This is a genomic window from Ignavibacteria bacterium (assembly GCA_016707005.1).
In the GTDB taxonomy this organism is placed as follows: domain Bacteria; phylum Bacteroidota; class Ignavibacteria; order Kapaibacteriales; family Kapaibacteriaceae; genus UBA10438.
Genome location: JADJIQ010000005.1, coordinates 979,997 through 996,079, shown reverse-complemented (window position 1 = coordinate 996,079; position 16,083 = coordinate 979,997). Strand labels below are relative to the sequence as shown.

Annotated in this window: 13 protein-coding genes; 4 read left to right on the top strand and 9 right to left on the bottom strand. The window is 52.2% G+C overall.

All coding sequences use genetic code 11. The features are described from left to right. Nucleotides 1-28: 28 nt before the first annotated feature. From IPI29_12555 to IPI29_12525, 7 genes are read right to left on the bottom strand one after another with little or no spacing between them, the layout of a single operon-like run. Nucleotides 29-1,273 carry a hypothetical protein gene (locus IPI29_12555; GenBank protein MBK7413375.1) on the bottom strand — a complete coding sequence of 415 codons (1,245 nt, stop codon included), beginning with the start codon at nucleotides 1,271-1,273 and terminating at the stop codon, nucleotides 29-31. Further along, nucleotides 1,270-2,013, bottom strand: coding sequence for a hypothetical protein (locus IPI29_12550; protein ID MBK7413374.1), 744 nt, complete (start codon nucleotides 2,011-2,013; stop codon nucleotides 1,270-1,272). The genes IPI29_12555 and IPI29_12550 overlap by 4 nt, the downstream gene beginning before the upstream one ends. Further along, nucleotides 2,010-2,966 (bottom strand): metallophosphoesterase, encoded by a 957-nt coding sequence (locus IPI29_12545; protein ID MBK7413373.1) that lies wholly within the window; start codon nucleotides 2,964-2,966, stop codon nucleotides 2,010-2,012. The genes IPI29_12550 and IPI29_12545 overlap by 4 nt, the downstream gene beginning before the upstream one ends. Further along, nucleotides 2,957-3,628, bottom strand: coding sequence for a heme exporter protein CcmB (locus IPI29_12540; protein MBK7413372.1), 672 nt, complete (start codon nucleotides 3,626-3,628; stop codon nucleotides 2,957-2,959). The genes IPI29_12545 and IPI29_12540 overlap by 10 nt, the downstream gene beginning before the upstream one ends. 33 nt (nucleotides 3,629-3,661) lie before the next feature. After that, nucleotides 3,662-6,019: an IgGFc-binding protein gene (locus IPI29_12535; GenBank protein MBK7413371.1), complete on the bottom strand. Its 2,358-nt coding sequence runs from the start codon at nucleotides 6,017-6,019 to the stop codon at nucleotides 3,662-3,664. Then, entirely contained in the window at nucleotides 6,016-6,795 is a 780-nt protein-coding gene (locus IPI29_12530) for a T9SS type A sorting domain-containing protein (GenBank protein MBK7413370.1), read from the bottom strand. Before IPI29_12530 ends, IPI29_12535 begins: the two co-directional genes overlap by 4 nt. Before the next feature lie 30 nt (nucleotides 6,796-6,825). After that, nucleotides 6,826-8,787 (bottom strand): DUF4397 domain-containing protein, encoded by a 1,962-nt coding sequence (locus IPI29_12525; GenBank protein MBK7413369.1) that lies wholly within the window; start codon nucleotides 8,785-8,787, stop codon nucleotides 6,826-6,828. A 58-nt stretch (nucleotides 8,788-8,845) separates the two neighbouring features. Here IPI29_12525 and prfA point away from each other — a divergent pair, with 58 nt between their 5' ends. The 4 genes from prfA to IPI29_12505 all read left to right on the top strand — a co-directional run bounded on the left by prfA (nucleotide 8,846) and on the right by IPI29_12505 (nucleotide 11,601). After that, nucleotides 8,846-9,922, top strand: a complete 1,077-nt coding sequence (gene prfA / locus IPI29_12520) for a peptide chain release factor 1 (GenBank protein ID MBK7413368.1) — start codon at nucleotides 8,846-8,848, stop codon at nucleotides 9,920-9,922. 200 nt (nucleotides 9,923-10,122) lie between these two features. Beyond that, on the top strand, nucleotides 10,123-10,590 hold the full coding sequence (locus IPI29_12515; protein ID MBK7413367.1) for a MarR family transcriptional regulator: 468 nt from the start codon (nucleotides 10,123-10,125) through the stop codon (nucleotides 10,588-10,590). A gap of 21 nt (nucleotides 10,591-10,611) precedes the next feature. Beyond that, the gene (locus IPI29_12510; GenBank protein MBK7413366.1) at nucleotides 10,612-10,992 is read left to right on the top strand and encodes a DoxX family membrane protein; all 381 of its coding nucleotides are present in this window, start codon (nucleotides 10,612-10,614) and stop codon (nucleotides 10,990-10,992) included. A gap of 9 nt (nucleotides 10,993-11,001) precedes the next feature. Then, on the top strand, nucleotides 11,002-11,601 hold the full coding sequence (locus IPI29_12505; GenBank protein MBK7413365.1) for a CAP domain-containing protein: 600 nt from the start codon (nucleotides 11,002-11,004) through the stop codon (nucleotides 11,599-11,601). A 64-nt stretch (nucleotides 11,602-11,665) separates the two neighbouring features. Here the strand turns inward: IPI29_12505 and IPI29_12500 are convergent, their stop codons facing one another. Together IPI29_12500 and IPI29_12495 are read right to left on the bottom strand one after the other, a co-directional pair. Continuing rightward, entirely contained in the window at nucleotides 11,666-14,119 is a 2,454-nt protein-coding gene (locus IPI29_12500) for a DUF3494 domain-containing protein (GenBank protein MBK7413364.1), read from the bottom strand. Between the two features lie 399 nt (nucleotides 14,120-14,518). Next, nucleotides 14,519-16,063: an acyl-CoA carboxylase subunit beta gene (locus IPI29_12495; GenBank protein ID MBK7413363.1), complete on the bottom strand. Its 1,545-nt coding sequence runs from the start codon at nucleotides 16,061-16,063 to the stop codon at nucleotides 14,519-14,521. Nucleotides 16,064-16,083 lie beyond the last annotated feature (20 nt).

The window sequence follows — 16,083 nt, the reverse complement described above, 5'->3', positions numbered from 1 at the left end:
AGCATGAATAGTGCTAGGAGGTGACACCTCATGGCTGAACCTGCCTTGTATAGAACAATGCAGCCAGCAGGGTTGGATAATTCGTGAGAATGCCATCAAAGACATCGGCCTTGAGGAATCGGATAATGAAGTCATCATCATCTAGAGTCCAAACGTAGACTTCACGGCCTTCATTTTGCATCTCCTTCACCAATTCATCCTGAGTGCCGGCTGTAAACCGAGGCGCCCATACTTCTGCATCTACCTCTCGAACCTTCTGTACATCAAGTTCACAAAGTACCGGCACTGTTCCTTTGAAGGGGCTTCTGTTGTACTGTTGAAAGATCTCGTCATCCGGGATGCCGAAGAGGATCCGGATGTCATTCCCCTTGGATTTGGCATAGGCTAGCATTTCTTGCTGAATGATGATCACCGAGTCTACAACTTGAGGTGCCTTATTATCAAGCCATACGAGGGATAACGTAGTGCTATCGATAACAGCCTTCAACGCTTCTCGAAGTGTGGGAATGGACTCGCCGTTAACCAGTCTTGCCGCGAGACGCATCTGTAATAACGTATAGTTCTCAACAGCTCCGATCACGTAAGGGCTAGGAACCGTTCTGGCCGTGAATGTTGGATCATGAAAGACGATCGGGATGCGTTCCTTGGTCATGTGCACATCGATCTCAATGGCAGTTGCTCCGAGAGCACTGGCGAGCATCATCATCGGAATGCTATTCTCCGACCTGCCGAGACGTTCAGAGTTCCGTCCACCGCCACGATGGGCAATGATCTGAAACTTCCGAAGTCTGGTCTTTATCTGACCAAGCTTACGCAGTCGGATTGTCTCTCTACCAGCCCCAAGCTGCAATACACCGGTCAGGATCAGCCCCTTTCCATTACCCTTTCCATCAACGAGTTCCTTTCCCCCTTCTGCGGCCGGGACCACCAGGTCCAGTCTTCCTGCATCTGGACCGGTAACAGCTCGCCATGTTGATATAAAGACCGCTGAATCGCCACGGGCTCCACCGGCGCCTGCAACGAATGTTACGTTTCGTGCAGCATAGATCGTAAACCGAAGTCCATCAAATCTCACGGCAACAGAGTCTCCGAGACGACCCTTTCCATCTTCAACAGCATAGACGCCGGTGAGGATCAACCGTCTATTCCCGTCGAGTGGAGTTGCACCGGCCAATTCGGCAGAGTAGTCGATGATCGGGAATTGAACAGGATCAAGTTGACTAACACATCCGGCAACAACTATGGTTGCAATAAAGACCAAGAGGTGTTTCATAGGATGAACCCCACAAAGAACTCCGTTGAGAAGAGTCGGTCTTCAAACGTATTGTATAAGAACCACGCTTGATACGGACTTGTGGAACTCGAGAACGTTACTCCAAGCAACACGTGTGTTCGATGCCAGAACGGTTGCTCAAGAACGATCGTCAATGAAGCACCGGTGAACTCATTGGCATTGGAAGCAACAACCTGGTCTTCAATTCGCTGTTCGAGAGAGGTGAGAAACTCCAGCTCAACCCTTGCAGAAAGCGTCACCTTATCGAACTGCATTGAAGTACACACCATTGGTTGATTCAACCATCGATGTTGTGACGTATTGAATCCATCGATGAAGGTGAGGTTGCCATAGATGTACGATATGGAGTACCCAACACCAAGAGTTGCCGGGCCAACATCTGCGGCATACAACAGTCCGCCTTTTATGATGGACGTTGCGATATTCGACCCAAGTCTGCCATACCCTTCCAATCCGATCGGGAATGCAAGTCTCCACCGTATGTCGACCATGGGGGCGGGAGCAGGATATTCGGTAAGGGGCTGAGGGAGAATGGTCAATGATGCACCAATTGAGCCATTGAACCTGGTTGTCTCAACAGATCTCGATGAGAAAACATAGTGACGCTCGTCCTCTGTAGGCTCGAGTTCTTTCGAAGCCGGGATCCCAGCCGTATCCGGCATGGCTGTACAGATACCTGTGAAGAGGAGAGAAAGGAGGATCGTGAGAAGGATCTTCATCGTTCCGCATCCACTAGCGGTCCGATCATGAAGGACTCTTGGGGAGATTCTTGTCCAGAGAGTGGCGTCATCGTTACACACAGCTCACTCTGATCCCGTTGGATCGTGAGGAAGTGGAACGGACGTATCATTGGACCAGGATACAGATCATCATGGCGACGGAGATTCTTCTCGAGATAAAGAAGGTGGCGTGGTCCGCCGCCCCCTCCCGATACAACGTAGTGAACAGTGCGGTGACGGAAGTGTTCGTATGCATGAGAGTGCCCGCTCAACCACAATCGCGACTTGGGGGAGCGCTCAAAGAGCGGCACGAAGTACTGCTGCAGGATATGTTCATCAGGAACGATGGCGGAATTCGTAAAAGGTGGATGATGTCCGCACACAACGATACAACGCACGGCAGGATTCTCCGTGAGCTGCCGCATATGTGTCTTGAACCACCGAAGTTGTTTGACAGCCGTATCTCTACTGAACTCATCGAAGTTGGTGTTAAGCATCACGAACCCTATCGAGTCCATGATCATCGAATACCACGTTGAACGTGTGATACGGAACCGCGAAGCCATGTTTGAATATGCAACCTCATCCACACCAATGTATTCATGATTGCCGAAGATGGGGAAGGTTGGGATCCTTGCCTTCAGCACGGGCACCATTATCCGGTCAAAGAACCGCCAATCCTCTGACGATGAGCCGGTGAATACTTGGTCTCCCAAGAGGATCAATGCATCTGGTCTCGACTGCACGACTTCGCGGATAAGATCTGCATGGATCGTGTTCTGCTCCCTCCATACTTCCATCTCGCTCGTACGCTGCTGATCTCCGATCACAGCAATGGTAAGGGGCGATCGCTGCGGTATCGATGTGGTAAACCTACGAAGAGGCGGTTGCGGAGATGCACAATTGGCAAGTAGCAAGACAGAGGCAACCAAGATCGGTCCGATCAGTCGCACCAGATGACCTCAAACACCAATGCGGAAACAACCACAACGATACCGGTATGGCTCATCATGAGCAGAAGGTCCGGCATGAGATCAGCCACGGAGAGTCCGGCCATTGCCGAGAGTGTTGCACCGATCCCGGGCATCACCAATGGAAGCAACACAGGGAAGGAGAGGATCGGTAGCAGGGCATTTCGAGTCCCTGCCTTTGCCACGATGGCCGATGTGATCGTTACCACTGTTGCAAGACCGATACTGCCAACAAGTGTCACCAGCAACAGAGCCCACGGTGAACCAACATGCACAGACGTCATTAGAGACAGGAACAGGATCACCACTGCGATGTTAGACCCCGTAGCTAGGATCACGTTTCCAAGAAGTTTACCCCAGAACACAGACATTGGTCGGGCACTGAGACGGAGATACAACGATGTGCCCCGTTCTTCCTCGCTCACAAAACCTCTTCCGAGCCCGGTCATGGATGTAAAGAACATCACGACCCAGAGGACACCTGCAGCGATAGGTCTCGGCATTGGCTCGTCTGCGCTTGCAAACGCAACAAGAGACACCGCGGTCACCACAAACAGCGCAACAGCGGTCAGACCATAACGGGTCCGGATCTCGCTACGCAGATCTTTCGCAACAACGGCGATCCATGGGAAGGGGCTTGGCATCAACTACAAATTACGCTGTTGGAGTGCGCAGCACTACCAGCGATATCTGGCACCAAAATTCAAGCCGAACCGCTGAATGGTCCATGGACCAGGTGTAGCCACATCTCCCAACCACGTTGTGAACATGGCCTCGCCAAAGACGGAGATGCGGAAGGTGACGGGATAGGAGATCCCTACGCCACCAAAGATCCCAAGCTGAATGGCATTGAGTTCTTCGAGGGACTCCGGTGCTATGGTCTGCGGCGTTGAGCCTTGTGCAAACTGCCAATTGCTTGGTCGAAGGATCGCACGTTGTACTGTAACGCTCGACCCCATCGGCATCGTGAGCTGGAGCCCCGTTGTCAAGTAGAAATATCTGTGCGGGAACCACTCAACACCGGCACCAAGATGGAGGTAGGGGGCACTCACTGACAAGGTGGTCCCTTCTTGATACGGTACAAAGGACCTCGACGATGAATCAAAAACCGTTGTGATCGTACTGTCCGGTGAGAGCAACGTTCCACCAAGCGACGTCATAGCCAGGCGACCGGACAGAACGATGTCCTGCGTCATGCGGCGCGCAAGGAGAAGTCCACCGCCCCAGCTTGTTCCTTGTGACTGGGTATTGAACGGAACTTGTGCAGATGGAACAGATGCAAATGATGCGTTCACTTCGTGGAATGTAGTGCCCGCTGAAATGTATGCTCCCACCATCCATGCACCTTCTGACGCGCAAATGGCATCTGTGCCTTCACTGATGATGAAGGTATACCGTTCGCTCCTACTGTCAAAGACATAACAGATCGTAAAGTCACTGGTATTTCCGGCAACATCCTGTGTGCGGAGCACTACACGTCCTGCCTGACCGCCAACGGATTGCTTGATACGGATGGCAACCTGAGGAGCCCCCTCTTCGATCTTTGGGATCTGTGCATCAAGTCCGGTAGCAACAAGCACCTTCACGCTCTTGATACCCTTGTCCATCGGACGGTCATCACGAATGGTAATGATGTAGTCATCTCGAACGCGCTTTCCATCGGCCTGTGGTGCAAGCGAGTCCACCAGTTTGTTCAATTCAAAGAATGATTGTCCGGCCATATTCCCGTAGGCGTCGTAGGCATCCGCTCGGAAACCGAACCCGTAGGAGTAGAGGCCGAATGGCGTATCGCTTTTGATAACATGTGAGCCGAACGGAATTGGCACTTGTGCGATGGAGTAGCGACTCTCTCCGAGGACAACGAACAACATCGAGTCGATGCGGCGGCCATTGAGCCTGATCTGATCGATCGATCCCGTTGGTGCAACCACATTGATATAGTGGTGCCAATCTCCACTGATCGGAGTGGCGATCCGATAGTTCTGAAGGAACTGTTGCGTTGGGCTCACGAGGATCATCATCGGATCCCCAACGCTGTCTCCATTCTTAAAGCCTTGCGCAAACTGGGCAACAAGAACCGGTTTGTCTGCCGTTACCTGCACGTGTCTTGTGAGGTTGAGATTCTCATAGAACTCACCTGCCTTCATCACAGCAACAAGCTTTGAGTCCTCAAAGACCTTTGTCTGATCCTGAGATGCGATCACTCGGTAGGTGTATTTGGAACGTTCCTTCAGCATGCCCAAATAGTAGTGTTTGCCCCAGGCAGAAACCGGCGGAAGCTGTTCAACAAGGTGGTTACATGCTTCGACTTTGGGCGGAACGTAGGCACAATTATGACCGCTGAATACGGCGATCTTCTTATTTGAGGTGATCGATGTTCCTGTGAGATCGCACGCACCGATGGATTCCCATCGAGCACCAATGGTGTAAACGTCTCCCTTTCGCAATCGAGCGGTGAAGGGGCGTCCGGCAGGACGTCCGGTTGACGTTGCCACTGTTGGTACGATCGTTACCTCGGTTTCGTCTTCGGTTGCCACAATGGAGACCGCAGAGAGAAGGTCTGAGGCAAGCTTCGTATATCCAACGGCACGGTATTCCGTACCCAGCACGCTTACCGGGAGTCCGAGGAAGGTGTCTGTTGTTTGGAATCGGCTATTCAAACCGTAGACACTGATCGAGGTATCTGCGGTAACGTGCACAGCCAGGCGCTCACCTGTTTCTACAGCCCTTACTTGCGCACGCGCCGGGATCTGCACATTCACAACCGTATTCGCCTTGATCGTAATCGTGTTGTCATATTGAATCTCTTCGATCTCAATACGGACCGTGGCATCAAAGCTGCTCGTAAGGAAGAGCTGTAAACGCAGAGCTTCCTGTCGATTTTGCGGATCTCGTTGGCCCGCTTCACGGAAGTTTTTCATGAAGCAGAGCCAGAACTCTCGTCCTTCGGAATTCTTGGTGATATAGTCCGCTTCACGCGCCGGAAGTGCAAGGCATCCCAGCATCAGCATCAGAACAAGGATGACGGATCTCATTTCATCACCGTCATCATATGATAGTACGTGCCTGCATCGGTTGTCATTTGGAGGATATAGACCCCGCCGGCCACCTGCCAGGCTATCTGTTCGTAGTCAAGGTAGTTCTCGCCGGCGAGTGCGTCCATCGTTGCAAGCTCTTGCACAAGTCTGCCCTGAGCATTCCTCACAATGAATTTCACCGGCCCGTCTGCGTCCATCACATAGACGATTCGTGTGCGTGATGAAAAGGGATTAGGATAGTTCCCCGTGATCCCCTCTTTGACGACTTGTCGGGCGGTAACTCCGCCGGTTCGGATCACCGTGCCTGTATTGAAGGCAACATTTGTGAGTTCCAGGCCATTTGCGACCACTCGATCTGTACGGAGGAACCCAACGGTATCCTCTCCGCCCACCCCTTCGATCTCCAATGTCACGAGAGTGTCATTGGCAATCGATACACTGAATGGACAGAGAACGGTGAATACTGCCGAACTCGCAGACTCAACCGAATTCTCAAGAACATCGAGAGGGAAACACCGTAGCCCATACCCATCACCCCCGTTTGCACCAACGATGCGCATCACCGATGGATCGTAGCGGAAGGTAACCTCTATCGAGCCCCCTACATCGAGCGTACCGATAACGGCAACAGTGAGGCGCTGACCTACAGCGATCTCGGTGTTCTGGGGAACGGTGATCTCATTTTGAGCAAACAAGGATGCTGCCGACCAAAGGAGAATCCCTAGGACAGCGAAAGAGCGGACGACTATGGTACGGGCGATTGGAATCTGCATGGAATGTCAAATATACCACAGCTCGAGGGGCTAGAACTCTTGTGATACGATCACTTCGTATCCGCCATCCTGTCGCCCCACAACAACGAACGTATAGTTGTTGCCGAGCGGTGCTAATTGAACCGGAAGTGTGTAAAGCTGGGTACGTGTCTCTGCATCGTATACATAGTATGTGCCGCGACGGTCTAGATTCGTGACAGAAGCCGCCGAGGCCATGCCATACGAAACATCCCTGGCAAGGTGATCTCCATCGCCGCTGATCTTCGGTATCGAGTCGATACAAACCGATATCATTCGCACATCCTCTGTTGCATTCACAACACGTCTACTTGTTTGACCATATACGGGGGTAAGGGGCGGAGTGGTAACATCAATAACGTTGGGTGTTCCGTTGCCATTGGCATAGATCAATAACGATCTCATACTGGCATCAGTTGTGAAGCTCCCCGGAACACCATTGATATTGTATGGGACTATACCTACCGGGAATGTTGTTGCGAGTGCGTTCCCATAATAGACCGAACCCGATGGCAGAACGAGACCGATCTGGATCGGTATCGAAACCTGCCGATTGGAGCCATTAATGAAACGCCCGAACGCACCATCAGGCAGGGGTTGCATCGTAGAACTCGATTCTTCCTCCTCAACCAGCATGGTGCGGATCCGCGATCCGTCATCATAGATCACCAGATCATAGTTCTTGTCCGGCGCAACCGTTGCTCGCGTTACGTCGATGATGTTCGTAGGTGTTGATGATGTCGTTACCGTGAGCGGAAGAAGTCCGGGTTCAACGGCCGTTGGAGCAGAAAGACTGTCAAACACGATATCCCGGGCGATCGTTGACCCGGCAGCGATACCATTCGGTGCGAGAGCATCACTACGTGCGCCGAGCGAGACAACGATCGATCGTGATCGTGCAGAGGCGTTCACAACTCGGATCACGGACTTACCGATAGCGCCGAACGGACGCTGAATGGTTGGTGCAATGACGATCTGTCCGGAGCCGCCTGAATCAACAGCGATGACGGTGTATTTACCCCGGACCGTCATCGACGTGCTGTCTGTGGCAGACCGCCCGTCAGAATAGGTTGCTGCAAAGACATCGGCTCGCTCTCCTTCACATGTGGGCGCCGTGGTGATGGAGCTGATGGACGATGTGCCTAGCCCCTTAACGAGCGATTGTCCAGTGTTTGTAAGACTCACATCAACATTTGATGTAGAAAGGTTGAGAACGCGGATATCAGCTGTGCGCGTCTCTACCGGAATGAATGCTCGCTCGGCATTTGATGTGAGGTCGTTCTCTTCAATGAAGAGGAAGTAGGCATCTGTTGATGTAGCATCGCGGTAAATGATGATGCTGTAGGCCTTGCGCTCACCAAGAATACATTGATACGTTCCGATGACATTCACAACGCCGTTCTTTGTTTCTGAGATCGAGAAGACTGCGAGTCCGGGATAGACTTCAGAATACAGCGAGGCAAGCTTGAACGGCACCGGAGTTGCCGTGAGTGGCGTTCCATTCGGGCACCCAACTCGAACGTCGAACGTCCGGTTGGTATCGGCGATAAGATTCACAACCCGCACTTGTGCAACTGGTAACGTTGTGAGTGCATTGTTGGCGTTCACGATCAGAACCGAATCGAATACTGTCGGTTGACCGATCTTGGAGATTGTAAACACATCGTAGACCGCATTCTGAATGAACCTCACGCGTTGTGGCGTTCGGAACTCAGTGGCACCGGCTTTAACGATCTCTACGAAACTGGAATCACCGGGCGACCGAACAGAGTCGCTGAACCGGAACTGACCCACCTCTGTGCTCTGATACCCCTGCTCGAGGATCAATTTTCGGGTTGCTCCGTCGGGGATCATGTTGAAAAGCCGAACAACGATGCGCCGGCTCCCAGGGGGCGGATCAACGATATTCGGGTCTTCACTGGCACATCCGGCCAGTAAGAGGGTGGTGAACAGCAGAAAAGAAATTGCTCGCATAGGGTCTCATTGGGACGTTTGTCCCTGAACGAACGGCAAGTTGCGATATTTTTGTCTTGTGGAAGAAAGCCTCAAAGCCCTCATCGACCGGTTCGCCGAAGTCGAACAGTCTCTCAACGACCCAGCAGTTGTCAATAATCCCAATCGTTTACGTGAGGCATCACGCGAGCATAAGGGCTTGGTTCCAGTTGTGGTTGCCGGCAGACAATACATCACGCTGCTTGAACAGATCCGTGCGAATCGTGCATTGATCGATGATCCGGCCACCGACCAGGACATGCGAGACATGGCCTATGAGGACACACGAGAACTGGAAGAACGCCGTGCTGAGCTTGAGTCGAAGCTCAATGTGATGCTCATCCCACGTGATCCGAATGACTTCAAAGACTGCATCATGGAACTCCGCGCCGGTACCGGGGGGGATGAAGCCGCAATGTTCGTGGGCGACCTTTTCCGGATGTATCAACGGTATTGCGAAGCACGCGGTTGGACAATCGAAACGATCGATATGACGGAAAGTGAGCGAGGGGGCTATAAGGAACTCACGTTCGAGGTCCATGGAGACGAAGCCTACGGAGTGCTGAAGTATGAAAGTGGCGTCCACCGGGTTCAACGTGTACCGGACACAGAGTCTCAGGGTCGCATCCATACTTCTGCTGCCACCGTTGCTGTCCTGCCGGAAGCAGAAGAGGTAGACGTCCAGATCAATGACACCGACCTGCGGATCGACATCTTTCGGTCGGGCGGTAAGGGCGGTCAGAATGTGAACAAGGTAGAAACAGCCGTTCGCATCGTCCACAACCCCACCGGCATCGTTGTGCAGTGTCAGGACGAACGCTCCCAACTCAAGAACAAAGACAAGGCCATGAAGGTGCTTCGCGCGCGCCTGTACGAGCTTGAACTCGAGAAGCAGCAGTCCGCCATTGCCGGAGCCCGCAAGGGCATGGTGCGCTCAGGAGACCGTTCAGAGAAGATTCGCACGTATAACTGGCCCCAGAACCGTGTTACCGATCACCGACTTGAGGGCGATAACAAGAATCACCCCCTTCAGGGTGTGGTCGATGGCGACCTCGATGAGATCATAACGGCGCTGAGAGTAGCAGACTCTAAGCTCCTCAGCAATAATGACATATGACTAATTACTAATGACCAATTACTAATTACTAATGACCAATTACTAATTACTAATGACCAATTACTAATTACTAATGACCAATTACTAACGACTTATCATTGTTTACAACGTCATTAGTCATTAGTAATTAGTCATTGGTCATTGTTATTGTTATTGCGCTACGTGTTGCAACACACTAATTTTTTGTGTAAGTTTACGGCATGGGTGAAGCGTTAAAACAACGGCTGAAGCAGGAACGGTTCTCGTCTCCATACCAAGAGGCCATGTTGGCTGTGATGGTTTGTGCCGACAGGCTCAACCGTGGCATGGACGAAACGTGCGAACGTCATGGCATTACGTCGGCTCAGTACAACGTCCTGCGTATACTTCGCGGTGTGTACCCGGATGGACATCCGCGCTGTGAGATCATCACTCGGATGATCCACGTTGCTCCTGATGTAACCCGCCTCATTGATCGACTCGAGAAGCTTGATCTGGTGGAACGAAGCAAAAGTGAGCAAGACCTTCGCCTCTCACTATCCGTGATCACACAAAAGGGACTGGATCTTCTCGTATCGATCCAGCCAGAGATCGATGCACTGGAAGAACAGCTTTCAAAAGGACTCACAGTACAAGAAGCCGGCCTGTTGGCCGATCTCTGTGACAAGGTGACGTCGGCGATCGAGTAATCACCACTGCTTGAAGCATACATGAACATCCCAACGCTCCTGCTTGGCAGGATACTCTTTTCAATTCCGTTTCTCGCCCTTGGTTTGATGCACTTTACCAGTGCCGATCAGTTGGCGACTATCGTTCCATCGTGGCTTCCCGGCGGGATCCTGTGGGTCTACCTTACTGGAGTCACGGAACTTTGTGCCGTTGCATCCATCCTCACAGGCAGATACACACGCGTGGTTGGGCAGCTCCTGGCACTGCAGCTGGTGATCTTCGTAACAACGATGCATGTACCTGGCCTATTGAACGCACCTGACGATCTGATGAAGCAGATGTTCATGACGAACATCCTGAAAGATCTTGGTCTTGCCGGTGGTGCACTGCTCATGTCGCATATCTACGCTGACCGTTCTTAACTTGACGACGTGAAGAAACTCCTTTCGACCCTCGTCATCCTCGCAGCAAGCTGCCATCTCAGCATTGCACAAGTATCAGAAAAGCAGAAACAACAGGATAGTATTGCGAACCAGATCCTGATCGTGCTCAACGCTGTCCGCAACGATCCCACGTCCTTTATTCCGGCCATCGACCGATATCGCACGCACGTGCGATCATTCACAAAGGACCCAAAGGCACTTGATGTTGCGGTCAAAGAGATCAAGGCGATCCTGAAGAAGCAACGTCCATTAACCCCATTGAATGTTCAAGGGGCTTTGTATTCTGCCGCACAGGATATGGCCAAGGACATCACGCAGTACGGCACTATCGGACATATCGCCCACGATGGGTCAGACCCGCTTGTACGCGTGAAAAAGTATGGCACTGTGGGCTCTCTTGGTGAAGCCATCACCTACGGCCATATGACGCCTGAACTGATCATTGCCTCGTTCCTCGTAGACGAAGGAACACCTAGCCGCGGTCACCGCGAGAACCTACTCAACCCAACCTATACTCTCGTTGGGATAGCCCTCGGCACACATCCTACATATGGACGCGCCTGCGTGATCGTCCTCGGAACTCCCTAGAAACAACAAAAGGCGGTTGATGCACAACTGCACCAACCGCCCAAAGTGATGTTCTTCTGTGCGTCTATTTCGTGACAACCAGTCTGTTGGCCAGTCGATCGCCATTCACGGTCAGGACGTACGTATATATGCCCGAAGAGAGTTCATTCGTGCCATACGGAATGTCATAGGCACCTTCAGCAAAGTACTGAGAGGTTACTATGCCAACATTTGTACCACGTTGATCGAAGATCGAGAGAGTGGCAAATCCTGCTTGAGGAATGTTTACTCTGAACGTCGTCTGACTTCCGGTGGGGTTCGGATAGCTCGAGATTGCGTAGCCAAGCTCCGAGAGATCAGTCTCAACTGCTGTTACAATACCGATTGAGAATGGAACTGACGCACGCGTCATTCCCTTCGTACTTGTTACTCTAATGAAGACAGGATTAAAGAATCCACTTGAAGGCGTGACCCACGAAGCATATGGAGCCGACGTAGTTGGCACCGTTGCAACGTGCATCCATGTTGCTGTGTAGTCAAGTGATACTTCAACATTCACTGAAGTGCCGATTTCTCCTGTAAACGTCCAGTTGATCCCAACAACGCCGCTGTTGTCGATGTTACCGTTTCCGTCAAGACCCGTGAGGGTAAGGGCATCGATGATTCCATCATCCGGCATCTTCGTGATCGTAAAGAGCCCGCTCACGCCTACGATACCAGCTGCATCAGTGATACGTATGAGTGCAAGGTTGGTCTCTACATTAGGAACCATTGGCCATGAATAAAACTGACCATACGTGTCTGCTTCACCGATCACCACCCACGTTGCTCCGCCGTCGAGTGAATACTCGAACGTCTTGCGAGCAGAAGCATTGATGGCCGTGAAAGCGATCGGGAAGTTCACATATCCTCCCATGATCTCCTCACCTGCCATTGGATGCCAGATAACGATGCTACCAGGCGCCGGTGCGGAGGAGATGATGGTGAACTTGCCGCTCACGCCAACGATACCATTTCCGTCTTTCACACGGACAAACGCCCGCGTGGTGTTTGTGTCCGGAACGTCCCATGAAATCGAGAGTGAGTTGTCTGTTATCTCGGAAACAAGTGTCCACGTTGCACCACTGTCAAGCGATATCTCGATCTTCTTACGCGAGGCGATGTTGGTACCGATCCATGAGATGCGATAGTTCATGGTACCACCCAAGATCACTTCTCCACGTGCCGGACGAACAACGGTGATAACACCGGGGATCGGCGTGCGTGTGATGGAGAAGACCTTGCTCACAGCACGAAGACTGTTCGCATCGGTGATGCGGACCATCGCCGTTGTTGACGATGTATCGGGCACATTCCACGCATAAGCAAAGCCGTTTGTGGCCATTCCACCGATCAAGATCCAGGTAGCTCCGCTATCCAGGGAATATTCGAAGACCTTGAGTTCGGCGATTCCGGTACCAGACCATGTGATCTGATAGTTCAGTGTGCCCCCCACCAGCACTTGATTCAGTGTTGGTGTGAGAATGATGATCTCGGGAGTGGGCAGTATAGTGAAGACTCCGCTGTACCCCACAAGTCCGTTCGTGTCTGTGAGACGAATGATGGCCTTGCTGGACGATGTGTCTGGTATGTCCCAGCCTGTTGTGAAGCCGGTAGTGGATACAGTGTCGATGTTGGTCCATGTGAGTCCGCTATCGAGTGAAAGTGCGAACGTCTTGCTTACCCCGATACCGTTACCGCGCCATGTGATCTGATAGTTATTCTGACCACCTTGTAGTGTGTCGCCGAACTCCGGAGTCAACACTATGAGCGAATCCGGCGGGCCAAAGCCATTCGGTCCCGAAACAGAGTTACCCGCGAGAGTGATGGCCCCAACAACTGCGAGCGCACTACCTTCAAGCGTTGAGCCGCCGTAGAAGTGGATCGCTCCATTGGCGATCACTGTTCCGAGAAAGACCGAACTATCCAACACACTCACTGCGCCATCGACGGCCCAGTAGATGTTCAGCGCCTTAGCGCCATTGGCAAGACGGATATGAGTGAAGGCAGAAACGTTCAATGCCGCCCTGATCTTCACAACGAAGATCGCGTCAGGATCTCCCTCTGCATCGAAGGTGAGATTACCACTGATGGTAGTGAGATCCTCACGTCCGTATGTCTTTGAATACAGTACTTGCCCATTTCCCACTGTTGCATTCAGTGCTTCATCAAAGATGATAGAATGAATTGCGTCATTCAGGAGGTTGTACCCAGTAGTTAGGTCATTCTTCGCGGCAAGTGCTGCGGCGTCTGCAACGTGCTTTTCGCCCGTATAGATGCCAGGTGGGAATCCTATGAATTCACCGACGTTGGTACCGATGTTTCCTACAACAACAGTGAGGCCTGTGCTTTCAATGGCACCAGCCCCGCTGAATGCACCATACGCCTTGGCAGTGCCAAGCTCTGGCGCCACTTGAGCATTCGTTGATGCAGTTAAGAACAGAACGAAGCACGCAATCAAATAGGCGGCTCGCCTGTGTAACACGTAGGAGTGTTTCATAGCATGAGACTTTACAATGTGGTCGAAAAGCAACAACAAGTGCCACGGACAGTGACACGTCGAACCAGTGAGCAACAGTGCTTCACCAGCTGACAAACGCGAATTCACAAAATTTGCACAGGCAAGGAACCGATGTCACCCTTGCCCCCCTGTTATGACTACCGGGCGCTATGACACCAACTCCGTTTCCTATGTTCCACCCTCTCCCTAGATACTTCCCGCACCTACGTACATAATCACACAGAATATTCGCTATTCGCTATTCGCTATTCACTATTCGCTATTCGCTATTCTCCATCCCACGACTTCGTCGTGGGCTACAAACTCATTCGCTGTTCGCTATTCGCTATTCAATATTCGCTATTCACTATTCGCTGTTCGCTGTTCGCTGTTCGCTGTTCACAAAGGGATATTCCCGTGTTTCTTCCACGGATTGGTCTCCACCTTGGTGCGGAGCGTGCGAAGCGCCTTGATGAGTTCCGAACGTGTCTGATGTGGCTCGATCACGTCATCCACGTAGCCGCGTTCTGCTGCTTCGTATGGATTGGCGAACTCTTCGTTGTATTGATCTTGGAGCTCTTGCATGCGCTGCTCCTTGTTCTCGGCCTTATCGATATCCTTTCGGTAGAGGATCTCTACAGCCCCCTTTGCACCCATCACCGCGATCTCTGCTGATGGCCAGGCAACGTTGTAATCACCGCGTATGTGCTTCGAATTCATCACGTCATAGGCTCCGCCATAGGCCTTGCGCGTGATCACGGTAAGCTTGGGTACCGTTGCCTCACAGAAGGCATAAAGGAGCTTAGCCCCGTGACGGATGATGCCGCGCCACTCTTGATCTGTTCCGGGAAGGAATCCGGGTACGTCTTCGAAGACAATGAGCGGAATACTGAATGCATCACAGAATCGAACGAAACGAGCCCCCTTCACACTGCTGTTGATATCGAGTACTCCGGCAAGCGATGCCGGTTGATTGGCAACGATACCAACCGGCATACCGTCCAGTGTTGCAAAACCAACGATGATGTTGGTTGCAAAGTCTGCATGCACTTCAAAGAAATCCTCTTCATCCACAACATCGCGGATCACATCCTTCATGTCATACGGCTGATTCGGATTTGCCGGAATGATCCTGCGAAGTTTCTCACACGAACGATCGGATGGATCGTTGGTAGGTTTCACAGGGGGCTTCTCACGATTGCTCAAGGGAACGTAGGTCATGAGCTTTCGGACAGCCAGAAGTGTCTCGATCTCGTTATCGAATGCAAAGTGGGCAACTCCACTGCGCGAGGCATGGGTATCGGCGCCGCCGAGTTCTTCGTGCGTCACCTCTTCGTGTGTAACGGTCTTGACGACGTCCGGACCCGTCACGAACATGTATGACGATCCCTTGGCCATGAAGACGAAGTCTGTGAGTGCGGGAGAATACACAGCACCACCGGCACACGGACCAAGGATGACGCTGATCTGCGGGATCACACCACTCGCCATGGTGTTGCGCAGAAAGATATCGGCATATCCACCCAGAGAAACAACGCCCTCTTGAATACGAGCACCACCGGAATCGTTGATTCCGATAACAGGTGCACCGATCTTCATTGCGAAGTCCATGAGCTTGCAGATCTTTTCTGCGTGTACTTCGCCGAGTGAGCCGCCATAGGTAGTGAAGTCCTGCGAGAAGACGCAGACGGTGCGGTCGTGGATCGTACAGACGCCGGTAACAACACCGTCTCCGAGTGGACGGAGTTTCTCCAGCCCAAACTTTGTGGAGCGGTGTCGGGCAAGCATGTCCAACTCCCTGAACGACCCTTCATCCACAAGCACGTCGAGACGTTCTCGTGCTGTGAGCTTGCCCTTGGCATGCTGTGCGTCGATGCGTGCCTGCCCTCCGCCAAGGAGTGCCTGCTTCTTGAGTTCTCTCAACTGTTCGATTTTCGCGTCCACGTTATTCTCCGGGTGGTCAG

What these genes read in the sequence shown, in the direction of transcription:
- IPI29_12555 (MBK7413375.1), bottom strand. Translation starts at nt 1,273, where the DNA reads ATGAAACACCTCTTGGTCTTTATTGCAACCATAGTTGTTGCCGGATGT.
- IPI29_12550 (MBK7413374.1), bottom strand. Translation starts at nt 2,013, where the DNA reads ATGAAGATCCTTCTCACGATCCTCCTTTCTCTCCTCTTCACAGGTATC.
- IPI29_12540 (MBK7413372.1), bottom strand. Translation starts at nt 3,628, where the DNA reads ATGCCAAGCCCCTTCCCATGGATCGCCGTTGTTGCGAAAGATCTGCGT.
- IPI29_12535 (MBK7413371.1), bottom strand. Translation starts at nt 6,019, where the DNA reads ATGAGATCCGTCATCCTTGTTCTGATGCTGATGCTGGGATGCCTTGCA.
- IPI29_12530 (MBK7413370.1), bottom strand. Translation starts at nt 6,795, where the DNA reads ATGCAGATTCCAATCGCCCGTACCATAGTCGTCCGCTCTTTCGCTGTC.
- IPI29_12525 (MBK7413369.1), bottom strand. Translation starts at nt 8,787, where the DNA reads ATGCGAGCAATTTCTTTTCTGCTGTTCACCACCCTCTTACTGGCCGGA.
- IPI29_12515 (MBK7413367.1), top strand. Translation starts at nt 10,123, where the DNA reads ATGGGTGAAGCGTTAAAACAACGGCTGAAGCAGGAACGGTTCTCGTCT.
- IPI29_12510 (MBK7413366.1), top strand. Translation starts at nt 10,612, where the DNA reads ATGAACATCCCAACGCTCCTGCTTGGCAGGATACTCTTTTCAATTCCG.
- IPI29_12500 (MBK7413364.1), bottom strand. Translation starts at nt 14,119, where the DNA reads ATGAAACACTCCTACGTGTTACACAGGCGAGCCGCCTATTTGATTGCG.